The sequence below is a fragment of the Amycolatopsis sp. A1MSW2902 genome, assembly GCF_017312175.1.
In the GTDB taxonomy this organism is placed as follows: Bacteria; Actinomycetota; Actinomycetes; order Mycobacteriales; family Pseudonocardiaceae; genus Amycolatopsis; species Amycolatopsis nivea.
Genome location: NZ_QJPO01000001.1, coordinates 7,767,814 through 7,779,991 on the forward strand (window position 1 = coordinate 7,767,814; position 12,178 = coordinate 7,779,991).

Consider the following 12,178-nt stretch of genomic DNA (forward strand, 5'->3'; position numbering starts at 1 on the left):
GAGTTGTGCGTTGGTGCAGTCCAGGGTGAGATCGATGGTGGCAGTCATGCCGAAAAGCTACTGCGCACCACCGACAAAAACTCAGGCCAGATCAGCCGGACGGGTGCCGGTGGAAGCGAGTGGCAGGCCCAGCGCCACCCGTTCGGTCAGCCAACTGCTCGGGCGGTAGCGGGGATCCCCGGTGCCGCGCAGGAGGCCGTTCAGGATGCGCAGGACCTTTTCCGGGCCGACCAGATCGCCCCATGCCAGGGGGCCGCGGGGGTAGCCCAGGCCAAGGCGCACCGCGGTGTCGATGTCGGCGGGGGCCGCGAGACCCTGGTCGGCGATGTAGCAAGCCGTGTTGATGATCGAGGCCAGGAGGCGTTGCGCGATGGGGGCGGCACCGTCGCGGACGACCGTCACCGGGGTTCCGGTGGCGGCCAGGGCGCCCCAGGCGGCGCGGCCGTAGTGCGGGTCCAGTCCAGGGTGGACAGACATGGTGAAGCGCGATTCGTAGCCGAGGGCGTCGATTCCGACGACGCGCGCGGCGGGCAGTTCGAGTTGCCGCGCAGCGTCCACAGTGGACTCTCCGCGCAGGGTCACCAGGAGAACCGTGTCGGGGTAGGCGTCGGGGACGACGTCGACGCCTGCTGCGGACAGGAGACGGCCGAGGCGTTCGTCGGCGGCGTAGACCGGCATGGTCGGGGCGGGCGGAGCGGCCGGCTCCGGCGGGACCTCTTGTTTTCCGTCGACATAGCGGTAGAAGCCTTCGCCGGTTTTGCGGCCGAAGAGCCCGGCGGCGACGCGCGGGCGGGTGAGCCACGACGGGCGCAGGCGCGGTTCGGAGTGGAAGCCGCTCCAGATGCTTTCCAGGACCGCGTGCGAGACGTCCAAACCGGTGAGGTCCAGCAGTTCGAACGGGCCGAGTTTGAGGCCGAGGACGTCGCGGGCGATGCGGTCGATCTCGGCGGGAGCGGCGAGGGATTCGGAAAGAATCTGCAGCGCCTCGGTGTTCAGGCCGCGGCCCGCGTGGTTGACGAGGAAGCCGGGGGCGTCCTTCGCCAGCACCGGCTCGTGGCCCCAGCCGCGGACGAGTTCGAGGGCTTCACCGGGCAGCCAGCCGGCGGTGCGCGCGCCGGGGATGACCTCGACCAGGCGCATGAGCGGGACCGGGTTGAAGAAGTGCAGACCGATCATCCGCGTGGGGTCAGCGAGCCCGGCGGCGATTTGGGTGACCGACAGCGAGCTGGTGTTGGTCGCGAAGATCGTTTCGGGGCCGCAGATCTTCTCGAGCCCGGCGAAGAGCGTCTGCTTCGTGTCGAGGTCTTCGCGGACGGCTTCGATCACCAGGTCCACCCCGTCGGCGGGGGCGAGCGGGCCGTCGACCAGGACGAGGCGTTCCTTCGCCGCGCGGCCCTTCTCCTCGCTCAGCTTCTCCTTGGCGACCAGCCGGTCGACCATCGCGCCGACGTGGTCGATCGCCGCGGCGACCGCTTCCGGCTGCACGTCCGCGAGTTCCACGGTGACCCCGCCGGTCGCGGCGAGCTGGACGATGCCGCGTCCCATCACCCCGGTGCCGATCACGCGGATCCTGCCGACCCGTCCGGCCCATCCCGTCACGTCGAACCTGCCTTTCGCTTTGGCGCCACGGCGAACTTACCCCGGACTACAGACCGACGAAGTCCGCCATCTGCCCGACGAGGTGTTCGAAGTACGCGTCCGCCGGGTCGACGCTGCCGACGTACTGGCCGAACAGCTCGAAATTGAGCGCGCCGAACAGCTGGGTCCAGGCGGCGATGGCGCGCATGACGACCTCGGCCGGCGCGTCGAGGTCCAGGGTCCGGCTGAGCTGGTCGGCCTGCGCGCGCAGCTCCTCCGACATCGGCGCGGTGACCGCCGGCTCGTGCGGATGTGCGTCGCGCAGCACCGCGACCAGCGCGAAGGCCACGCGTCCGGCGGGGCCGACGGTGTCCTGCGGAGCCTGGTAACCGGGGATCGGCGACCCGTAGATGAGCGCGTATTCGTGCGGGTTCGCGCGGGCCCAGTCGCGGGTCGCGCGCCAGATGGCCCGCCAGCGTTCGCGCGGGTCGCCGGTGTGCGGGTCGGCCTGTTCGGCGGCCTCGCCGACGGCGTTGTACGCGTCGACGATCAGCGCGGTGAGCAGCTGATCGCGGCTCGGGAAGTACCGGTACAGCGCCGACGAGACCATCCCCAGCTCACGGGAGACCGCACGCAGGGAAAGCCCGTGCGCGCCGACGTCGGCCAGCTGACGGCGGGCCTCGTCCTTGATCTCACGGGTCAGCTCGGCACGAACCCGCTCGCGGGCGGTCCGGGGTGCGGCAGTCATGCGATCAGTGTGCCTCGAACGAGAGCGCTGCGCAAAACCGAGAGCACTGCTCTTGACGCGAGACGGTCCGCGGGTGTTCACTGTTCACAACAGAGAGCACCGCTCTCGCAAGCCGAGGAGGACCCCATGGCCAGCACCCGCTACCTCGAACCGGGCAAGGCGACCGCGGCGTTCAACGGCTGCGTCCGCTGGCTCACCAAGCGCGGCCTCAGCGTGTGGGGCAGCCGGGTGCTGGGCGTCCGCGGCCGCAAGTCGGGCGAACTGCGCGAGGTGCCGGTGAACCTGCTGCCGTTCGAGGGCAAGCAGTACCTGGTGGCCGCACGCGGCGAAACCCAGTGGGTGCGGAACCTGCGCGCCGCGGGCGAGGGCCAGCTGGCCGTCGGCCGCCGCACCGAGACGTTCACCTACCGCGAGCTGCCCGACGAGGAAAAGCCCGCCATCCTGCGCTCGTACCTCAAGCGCTGGGCATTCGAGGTCGGCACGTTCTTCGAGGGCGTGGACGCGAAGGCACCGGAGGAGAAGCTGCTGGAGATCGCCCCCGGTTACCCGGTGTTCGAGATCTTCACCCGGTGATCAGCGCACGCGTTTCCGGAAGGTGGTGGCCGCGACGAGAACCACGCCGACCAGGAACGCGACCAGTCCGATCAGGAACCAGAGCTTCTGGCCGGTCATGAAACTGCCGGTCAGCACCCCGACGCCCTGCAGCACCCACACCGCGCCGACAAGCACCAGCACCACACCGCACGCCAGCGTGATCCACCGCTTCACGACTATCTCCTAGCTAGACGGACCCTCTTGAGGAGTGTCTCAAGGTTCCCCCTCGCGACCCGCCCAGCCCGGCCCAGCCCCGGCCCCGGATGTGCCCCCAATGTGGCATTGGGTGCATCTGACGCACCGAACGCCACATTGGGTGCATCCAACGCACCGAATGTGGCATTGGGGCGCAAGCCCCCACCCCAACCGCAGCCGGTGCTCCCAACGGTCGAGGGGCGCCCACCCCAAAAACCGCACCGATGCACCCAACGAGCGAGGCACCCAGCCCTCCCCCAACCCCGATACGAAGCTCATCTGCGGTTCGGGGGTGCTTGTCAAGGCATCTTTCCCGCCTTGACAAGCACCCCCGAACCGTCAGCACAATCAAACTTCGGGGTGCCCCACGCAACCACCGCTTCCACCCGGCCTACCCCCGCCGACGAGGCTGCCCCCCAAACTGCTGAGCCTCCCCCAACGAAGTAGCAGTAGCCGTAGCCCCCTGCACCTTCGCCACCACAGTCACATTGTCCCCAGACTTAGGCGACCCGCTCTTCTCCGTAGAAGAATCCAACGTATAGCTCTGCTTATAACCGTCCTTGCTAGTCAAAGTCACCGAAGTAGCACTGAGCTCGGTAATCGTCCCGGTCTGCAGCCGCTCAGTCACATACCCACCAGCCGAATCCGCCACCACGAAATCGCCATGCAACGCATCCCGCAGCGCAGCCATCCCGCCCATCCCCCCGCGACCGGCAAACCCACCAGGCCCGCCTGGCCCACCGAACCCGCCCGGCCCTTGCTGCGCGGCCGCGTTATTGCCACTGGTCCCCGCCCAGATCGCCAGTCCACCACCGACCGCGATCACCACCGCGACTCCCGCCGCGATCGCGGTTTTCCGGCCGGACCACGCCTTGCCCTGGCCGCTGCCGCCGGATGCGGGGGCGGGCTGCTCTCCCCAGGTCGCGCCCTCTGCTGGATCGGTCGTCATGGTCTCCTCCGGAACGTTCGCGCTTGTCCTTTCCGAGCGTCGGGGCGGCCGCTGTGCGGAAGCTGTGCCGGACGTGGGGGACACCTGTGCACCCAGGCGGGGGAACGGCGCACAGGAAACACACAGCCGGCGCACAGGCCGACCTGAAGACGGGGCCCGAAGATGGCACCATGAGCAGTGTGAACGCCGCGTCTGCCGGCCGGGGCAAGGCCGAACTGCGCCGCGCGGACGGCAGCCCGGTCCGCGTGCTGGTCGTCGACGACGAGTCGACGCTGGCCGAGCTCGTGTCCATGGCCCTGCGGATGGAGGGCTGGGAGGTGCGCAGCGCGGGCACCGGCGCCGAGGCGGTGCGCGTCGGCCGCGATTTCCGGCCGGACGCCGTGGTGCTCGACGTGATGCTGCCCGATTTCGACGGCCTCGAGGTGCTGCGCCGGATGCGCGCCGAAACACCGTATCTGCCGGTTCTGTTCCTTACCGCCAAGGACGCGGTCGAGGACCGGATCGCCGGGCTCACCGCGGGCGGCGACGATTACGTGACCAAACCGTTCAGCCTGGAAGAAGTGGCGCTGCGGTTGCGCGCGCTGCTGCGCCGGGCGGGCGGGGTTTCCGGATCGACCGGCTCGCAGCTGGTGGTCGGCGATCTGACCCTGGACGAGGACAGTCGCGAGGTGCACCGGGGCGGCGATCTGGTGCCACTCACCGCGACCGAGTTCGAATTGCTCCGCTACCTGATGCGCAATCCGCGCCGGGTGCTGTCGAAGGCGCAGATCCTCGACCGCGTGTGGAGCTACGATTTCGGCGGCCAGGCGAATATCGTCGAGCTGTACATTTCCTACCTCCGCAAGAAAATCGACGCCGATCGGGAACCGATGATCCACACCATGCGCGGCGCCGGGTATGTCCTCAAACCCGCCGCGGGCTGAGCGCCGCCGTCCGTGGTCGTTGCGCCGCAGGCTGATCGTTCAGCTGGCGGCGCTGCTCGCGCTGGTCTGCCTGGTCGTCGGCGTAGTCACCGAGTTCGCGTTGAACAGCTTTCTCGTCGGACAGCTCGACGGGCAGCTGTCGGCGGCGAGCGACCGCGGGTTCCGGCACGGCGTTCCGCGACCGCCGATCAACGGTTCCGGCAAGCTGCCGCCGGATCCGCTGCGCGTGCTCGGCCAGCCCGAGGGGACGCTCAGCCTGGTCGTCCACGACGGCAAGGTCAACGGGCAGGTGATCGGCCCGTTCGGCCTCGTTCCGCTGACCCCGGAGCAGGACCGGGTCCTGCTCGTGCTCGCGCCGAACGGCCAGAGCCGCACGGTCGAACTTCCCGGGAGTCTCAAGAAATACCGCGTGGTCGCGACGTATTCGCCGCGCGGCGAGTTCACCGTGATCGGGCTGCCGATGAGCCGGGTCTCGGAAACGTTGTGGCGGCTGGGATTCATCTTCGGCGGCGTCGCGCTCGGCGGGATTCTCGTCGCCGGGTTCGCCGGTGCGGTCACGATCCGGCGCACCATGGCTCCGCTGGACCGGCTCGCCGCCACCGCTTCCCGGGTGTCCGAACTGCCGCTGGACCGCGGCGAGGTCGCGTTGTCCGAGCGAGTGCCCGAAGTGGACACTGACCCGCGCACCGAGGTCGGCAAGGTCGGTTCGGCGATCAACCGGATGCTCGGCCACATCGCCGAAGCGCTCGCCGCCCGCCATGCCAGCGAAAGCCGGGTACGGCAGTTCGTCGCGGACGCGAGCCACGAATTGCGCACGCCGCTCGCCGCGATTCGCGGATATGCCGAACTGACTAGACGCGGCAGCGAACAGGTGCCGCCGGACATCGCGTTCGCGATGAGCCGGGTGGAATCCGAATCGGCGCGGATGACGACGCTGGTGGAGGATTTGCTGCTGCTCGCCCGGCTCGATTCCGGGCGTCCGGTCGTGCACGAGCCGGTCGATTTGTCCCGGCTGGTCGCGGACGCGGTCGCCGATTCGCACGTCGCCGGTCCGGAACACAAGTGGCTGCTGGAACTTCCCGGCGAACCGATCGCGGTGCTCGGCGATTCCGGGCAACTGCACCAGGTCGTGCTGAACCTTCTCGGCAACGCCCGCACGCACACGCCCGCTGGCACCACGGTGACCACTGCACTGTCCACTAGGGACGGATGGGTCACTTTGTCCGTTGTGGACGATGGGCCGGGAATTCCGCCGGAAATCCTGCCCGAGGTGTTCGAGCGGTTCGCGCGCGGCGACAATTCGCGTTCGCGTGCCGCCGGAAGCACTGGGCTGGGGCTGGCGATTGTCGCCGCGGTCGTGGCCGCGCATTCCGGACGCGTGATGGTGAACAGCGGTCCGGGGCGGACCGAATTCGTGGCCTCGTTCCCGCAATTGCGTGACGGTGCCAACACTCCTTAGCGAGCGATTCACAGCCCGCGCACAGCCCGGCCCGTGAGAATGACGGGCATGACGACTGCCGTCGCGCCGCGCTGGGTGCGCCCCGCCGTCGCGGTGCTGCTGCTGGGCACCGCCGCGTTGTATCTCACGAATGTCGCGATTTCCGGCTGGGGCAACGACTTCTACGCGATGGCCGTGCAAGCGGGCACGTGGGACTGGAAAGCGTGGTTCTTCGGTTCGCTCGACCCGGGCAATGTGGTCACCGTCGACAAACCGCCGCTTTCCCTGTGGGTGATGGGATTGTCCGGGCGGATCTTCGGCTTCTCCAGCTGGAGCATGCTGGTGCCGGACGCGCTCGCCGGCGTGGGCTCGGTCGGCCTGCTGTACCTGGCGGTGCGGCGGCTTTCCGGTCCGGTCGCCGGATTGCTGGCCGGGGCGTTGCTCGCGCTCACCCCGGTCGCCGCGTTGATGTTCCGGTTCAACAACCCGGACGCGTTCCTGGTGCTGCTGCTCGTCGCGGGCGGGTATTTCCTGGTGCGGGCGCTGGAAACGGCGAGCACGAAATGGCTGCTGTTGTCGGGGGTCGCGATCGGTTTCGGGTTCCTCGACAAGATGTTGCAGGCATTCCTCGTGTTGCCTGCCTTCGTGCTCGCCTACGCGGTTGCCGCGCCGACTTCCTTGGGACGGCGGATGTGGCAATTGCTCGCCGCTGCCGGTGCGGTGGTGGTTTCCGCGGGTTGGTGGGTGCTCGCGGTGGCGTTGTCGCCGGTCGCGGATCGGCCGTACATCAGCGGGTCGACGAACAACAGCGTGCTGGAATTGGCCTTCGGGTACAACGGGCTCGGCCGGATTTTCGGACAGTCGCACGGCGGGGACGCCCGGCCGAAGATGCCGGAGTTTTCCGGTTCCGGACACGGTTTCGGCGGTCAGACGGGCCTGACTCGCTTGTTCACCGAGCAATTCGGCGGCGAAGCGTCCTGGCTGCTGCCAGCCGCGTTGATCGGGCTCGTGGCCGGGTTGTGGTTCACCCGGCGTGCGCCGCGGACTGACCGGACTCGGGCGGCGCTGCTGCTGTGGGGCGCCTGGACGGTGCTCAGCGTCCTCGTCTTCAGCTATATGAGCGGGATCATCCACCCGTACTACACGGTCGCGCTCGCTCCGGGAATCGCTGCCACCGTGGCGATTTCCGCTACTGAACTGTGGCGTGGCCGTGCTTATCTCGCGCCGCGGGCGGTGCTCGCGGTGATGCTGGCGGTGACGGTCGCGTGGAGTTTCGTTCTCCTGCACCGGACTCCGAGCTGGCAGCCATGGGTGCGGTACTCCGTGTTGGTGCTGGGCGTCCTTGGCGTTTTCGCGTTGCTGATCGGGACTGCGCGCCGGGCAGTCGCGGTGCTGGCACTCGTGGCTGCCCTGCTGGGGATGGCCTCATTCACGGTGGCTACCGCGTCGACGGCGCATACCGGGGGAAGTCCGGCATCCGGACCGCAGCACAAGGGCCGCATCGGTTTCGGCGGACCGCAACAGTCCAATGTGGAATTGAATCGGCTGCTGGAGTCCACGACGACGAAGTGGGCCGCCGCGGAAACCGGTGCGATGCAGGCCGCCGGGCTCGCGTTGGGCAGCGGCAAACCGGTGCTCGCCGTCGGCGGGTTCAGCGGTGGCGACCCCGCTCCGACCCTCGCACAATTCCAGCAGTACGTGGCGAGCGGCGAGATCCACTACTTCGTCGTCGGAGCGCGCAACGGCCGCGGCGGCCCAGGTGGCAGCCGCGGCACGTCCGGGAGGATCACCGCCTGGGTCGAGCAGCACTTCCACCCCACCACGGTCGGCGGCGCGAAGGTTTACGACCTCACGCAAAAGTGACCGAGGTATTGGCTCCGCACAACACAAAACACGGCAGCTCGGCCGGGACGCGACCGGCCAGCCAGGCGGCCAGCGGGGCCGCGGCGGCCGGTTCGACGACGAGCCGGAAGTCACGCCACAGCAGGTCGCGCGCGGCGAGGAGCTCGGCGTCGGACACCAGTACGGACGTGACGCCCGGCGAGTTGAGGATGCCGAACGCCAGCTCGCCGACGCGGGTCGCGCCGAGCGCGGAGGCGGCGACCGAGTCGATGGTGACGTCCACCGGCTTGCCCGCGGCGAGGGCAGCGTGCAGTGCCTGGCAATGCTCCGGCTCCACCGCGAACACCTGACGGCCGTCCGCGGCCAGCGTCGCACCGGACGCCAGCCCGCCGCCGCCCACCGCGACGGCAATGGCATCGACGTCCGGTGCGTCGGCCACGATCTCCGCGGTCGCGGTTCCTTGCCCGGCGATGACGTCGGCGTCGTCGTACGCGTGCAGGTAGCGGGTGCCGGGTTCTTCTGCGACGGCCAGCGCGGCTGCGGCGGCCTCGCTGTACGCCGCGCCGTGCCGGATGAGCTTCGCGCCGGCCGCTTCGATGCCGGCGGCCTTCGCTTCGGGCACGGACTCCGGCACGTAGACGACAGCGGGAATGCCCAGCGCCTGCGCGGCGGTGGCGACGCCAAGGCCGTGATTGCCGCCCGACGCCGTGACCACGCGCTTCGGCTTAGTCCCGTTGAGCAGGGCGTTCACCGCGCCGCGGAGTTTGAACGAACCGGACCGCTGGAGCTGCTCCAGCTTGAGCACGAGGGGACGGCCGTCGATTTCGGTGCGTAACAGCGGTGTCCACCGGACGTGTGGTCGAAGGCGGAGATGGGCAGCGGCGACGTCGGCGGCGACAGGTGCGGTGCGCATATCGGCCATTCTCCTCCCGGTCCTGCTCGCTCGCGTGCCGCTCGCCGGGAAAACCCCAGCGTGTCAGGGCGCGACACGGTGGAAGAGGGCATTGTCCATCCCTTGCCGATCTCGCTAAGCTCTGCGCAGACGTGGGGTGTCCGACCATGTGCGTACCGCGACGAGTACTACTGAGAGTAGTAGCGTCCTGCGGGTGTCCCCGTTCGGTGCACTCCACGCCTCGGTCTCGTCGGGACTCCTCGGGAACGGAAGGTGACGTGGATGCGCGACGGCTCGCCCCGGTCGCGGGAATCCGCTGCGCGGCTGCTTGACCGCCTCGGGATCCGCACCGTGCAGGCGCGAGTGACCGTGCTGGTCGTGGCTCCGCTGGTCCTGGTCTTGGCAGCGGCGGTTCCGCTCGTGGTTGCCCAGGTCACCGCCGCGTCGACGGCCGCGACCGCTTCGGACACCGCCGCCCGAGGGCAGCGGGTCGGCGGCCTGGTCGGGCAGTTGCAGCGGGAAAGCCTGCTCACGGCCGCTTTTGTCGCTGACTCGTCGGCCACCAACTCAGCGCTCGTCCGGCAGCAGCAGACGGTCGACAGCGCTGCGCACGGCGTCGCGGACAGCCTGGTTAGCCCCGGTGGTGAACTGGCGAAACTGCGGCAGAAGGCGCTCAATCGGCAGATTTCCGTAGCTGATGTCGCTTCTGGCTACGATTCCATGTCCGTCGGGCTGATCGACGCACTGGGACTGGCCACTTCGGACAGCTCCGGGGCAAGGACGCTCGACGCCCTGCTGCGCGCGGACGAACAGCGAGCGGCCCGGGCGAGCGCGCTGATCGCGTCCGCCGGAGCCGATCGCGCAGGTCAGCGCGCTGCCGTTTACGGAGAACAGTTCGCCCGGCTGGCGGGGAAGCAGGACGCGGCACAGGTCGACGCGGTCGAGGCCGGAGCGACGGCCCAGCAGCTTGACCGGCTGGCCGCGGCACCGCGGCAGGACCGGCAGTTTGTGTCCGATGTGGTCACTGCCGGTACTCAGCTCGCCGATCAGCGCGACGCGATGGAGACCCGGATCGCCGACGCGATTGCCGGCGCGGCCTCCGCGAAAGCGTCCAGCGCGACCCGGACGGCCTTCATCGTCGGCGGCGCCGCGATTGTCCTTTTCGGACTGGTTGCCGCGTTGTCCGTGCTGGCCGCGCGCTCCATTGCCCGGCCGCTGCGGCGGCTGAGCAGGCAAGCCCGCTCGACCGCCGACCTCGCCGCGCCTGAATTGGTTCAGGCCGCCGAACCGGGATCGAGTCCGCCGCAACCGTTGCTGCCCGCGCTCGAGGCGGACACCGGCGGCGAACTGGCCGAGCTGGCCGAGGCGTTCAACCGGCTCCGCGGCACCGCGGTGGAAGCGGTGACCGAACAGGCGAACACGCGTCGCGCCGGGGTGCAGCTGCTGGTCGGAGCCGCCAAGCGCACGCAGAATCTGGTCGCCGGGCAGCGCACCGCGATCGAGGAGTTGACGCGCGGCGCCGACGATCCGGTGCTGCTCGCCGGGCTGCACCGCGTGGGGCACGCGGCCCTCCGGCTGCGGCGCACCGCGGACGATCTGCTTGTGGTGACGGGAAATCGCGACGAAACCCGGGTCGGCGGTCCGATCGAACTGGCCACCGCGTTGCGTTCGGCCGCCGCGGAAATCGACGACGAATCCCGGATCCGGCTCGGCGAACCGGCGGAGGCGCTGCTCGCGCCGTCGCTGGGGATCGACCTGGTGCTGCTGTTCGCCGAACTGCTGGAAAACGCCGCCGCGTTCTCCCCGCCGGAGTCGCTGGTGGAGATTTCGACGGAGTTCCAGTCGTCGGGCGACCTGCTGGTGCGCATCGCCGATCACGGCGTCGGGCTGTCCGCGGACCGGTTGGCGCAGGAGAACCGCCGCCTCGCCGAACCGGTCGACGAGGCGTCCGGGCAGCAGCTCGGCTTGGCCGTGGTCGGACGGCTCGCGCAGCGGCATTCGCTGCGCGTCGAACTGGAGTCCACTCCGGACGGTGGCGTGACGGCGAAGGTCTCGGTACCGCAGGCGCTGTTCACCCGCGACGTCGATTTCCGGCGTGGGCCTGGGCTTTTCGAGCCGGGGCAGGTGCCGGACCCGCGTCCGGTGCTGCTGCCCGCGCCCGCGATCGCCGCGTTGTCCACGCCGACTCCGGCCGGGTTCCGGTGGTTCACCGACCCGCCGGAGCCGGAAGCCGACGAGCCGGCGCAGGACGAGGCTCCGAAATGGCCGGAAGCGGAGCCGGAATTCGCTTCCCGCGCCGGAACGCTGGAACTTCCCGACGAGCGGGAAGAGTCCACAGAGGACGTTCCGGACACCGCGGACCCGTCTCCGACGCACCAGTTCACCGTGGTGCAGCCGGAGTCCCGCGACGGCGTCTTCCGCCGCGTCCCCGGCGCGCAGCTGGCCCCCGGGCTCAAGCTGCCGCAGATCGTCCGCACCCCGTTGCCGCGCCGCGAATTGCGCGATCCGGCCGCCGAGCGGGCCACCTTCGACTCGTTTTCCGACGGCGTCGCCAAAGCACAGCAAGTCACCGCCCAGCAGGCCGATCAAGGAGGATCATGACCGTTCCCGCCGCCGCGCAGAACTTCAACTGGCTGGTCAACCGCTTCGCGCTGCACACCGCGGGCGCGATCGCCGCGCTCGCGGTGTCCGCGGACGGGCTGCTGATCGCCGCGTCGCAGGACCTCGACCGCGCGGACGCCGACCGGCTCGCGGCGACCTGCTCGGCGATGCTCGCGCTGGCACAGAGCGTGTCCGAAAGCCATCCGCTCGGCGATCCGGACAAGGTCGTGGTCGAGCTGGAACGCGGCTACCTCGTGGTCTGCACCATCAGCATCGGCTGCTCGCTCGGCGTGCTGGCCAACAAGCAGGCCAGCCTCGGCACGATCGCCTACGAGATGGCGATGTTCGCCAACCGCGCGTCCGAAGTCCTTACCCCCGCGCTGGTCGAGGAGTTGAAGAACACCGCGTTCGCCTGACC

The 12,178-nt window shown here is 69.5% G+C and carries 11 protein-coding genes; 6 read left to right on the forward strand and 5 right to left on the reverse strand.

The features are described from left to right. Window positions 1-81: 81 nt before the first annotated feature. Window positions 82-1,599 (reverse strand): 3-hydroxyacyl-CoA dehydrogenase, encoded by a 1,518-nt coding sequence (locus DMP23_RS36260; protein ID WP_337823736.1) that lies wholly within the window; start codon window positions 1,597-1,599, stop codon window positions 82-84. 46 nt (window positions 1,600-1,645) lie between these two features. Then, window positions 1,646-2,326, reverse strand: a complete 681-nt coding sequence (locus tag DMP23_RS36265; protein ID WP_337823737.1) for a TetR/AcrR family transcriptional regulator — start codon at window positions 2,324-2,326, stop codon at window positions 1,646-1,648. Between the two features lie 126 nt (window positions 2,327-2,452). On the opposite strand from DMP23_RS36265, the gene DMP23_RS36270 reads away from it, so the two are divergent. Next, a complete protein-coding gene (locus tag DMP23_RS36270) occupies window positions 2,453-2,899 on the forward strand; it encodes a nitroreductase family deazaflavin-dependent oxidoreductase (protein WP_337823738.1) in 447 nt (148 codons plus the stop codon). Here DMP23_RS36270 and DMP23_RS36275 read toward each other — a convergent pair whose 3' ends face one another. Both DMP23_RS36275 and DMP23_RS36280 read right to left on the reverse strand, forming a co-directional pair. After that, a complete protein-coding gene (locus DMP23_RS36275; RefSeq protein ID WP_037809354.1) occupies window positions 2,900-3,094 on the reverse strand; it encodes a hypothetical protein in 195 nt (64 codons plus the stop codon). It abuts the gene before it with no gap. Window positions 3,095-3,506: 412 nt separating this feature from the next. Continuing rightward, window positions 3,507-4,064 (reverse strand): hypothetical protein, encoded by a 558-nt coding sequence (locus tag DMP23_RS36280; protein ID WP_275295288.1) that lies wholly within the window; start codon window positions 4,062-4,064, stop codon window positions 3,507-3,509. A 170-nt stretch (window positions 4,065-4,234) separates the two neighbouring features. Here DMP23_RS36280 and DMP23_RS36285 point away from each other — a divergent pair, with 170 nt between their 5' ends. The 3 genes from DMP23_RS36285 to DMP23_RS36295 are packed head-to-tail and all read left to right on the forward strand — an operon-like array spanning window position 4,235 to window position 8,288. After that, a complete protein-coding gene (locus tag DMP23_RS36285; protein WP_043834561.1) occupies window positions 4,235-4,987 on the forward strand; it encodes a response regulator transcription factor in 753 nt (250 codons plus the stop codon). Beyond that, the gene (locus tag DMP23_RS36290) at window positions 4,962-6,446 is read left to right on the forward strand and encodes a sensor histidine kinase (RefSeq protein WP_337823739.1); all 1,485 of its coding nucleotides are present in this window, start codon (window positions 4,962-4,964) and stop codon (window positions 6,444-6,446) included. The genes DMP23_RS36285 and DMP23_RS36290 overlap by 26 nt, the downstream gene beginning before the upstream one ends. 48 nt (window positions 6,447-6,494) lie before the next feature. Beyond that, entirely contained in the window at window positions 6,495-8,288 is a 1,794-nt protein-coding gene (locus DMP23_RS36295; RefSeq protein WP_337823740.1) for a glycosyltransferase family 39 protein, read from the forward strand. On the opposite strand, the gene DMP23_RS36300 is transcribed toward DMP23_RS36295, so the two are convergent. Further along, a complete protein-coding gene (locus DMP23_RS36300; RefSeq protein WP_337823741.1) occupies window positions 8,275-9,180 on the reverse strand; it encodes a serine/threonine dehydratase in 906 nt (301 codons plus the stop codon). The genes DMP23_RS36295 and DMP23_RS36300 overlap by 14 nt on opposite strands. A 261-nt stretch (window positions 9,181-9,441) precedes the next feature. Here DMP23_RS36300 and DMP23_RS36305 point away from each other — a divergent pair, with 261 nt between their 5' ends. After that, the gene (locus DMP23_RS36305) at window positions 9,442-11,760 is read left to right on the forward strand and encodes an ATP-binding protein (RefSeq protein WP_337823742.1); all 2,319 of its coding nucleotides are present in this window, start codon (window positions 9,442-9,444) and stop codon (window positions 11,758-11,760) included. Next, the gene (locus DMP23_RS36310) at window positions 11,757-12,176 is read left to right on the forward strand and encodes a roadblock/LC7 domain-containing protein (protein WP_009084595.1); all 420 of its coding nucleotides are present in this window, start codon (window positions 11,757-11,759) and stop codon (window positions 12,174-12,176) included. The genes DMP23_RS36305 and DMP23_RS36310 overlap by 4 nt, the downstream gene beginning before the upstream one ends. The last annotated feature ends 2 nt before the right edge of the window (window positions 12,177-12,178 follow it).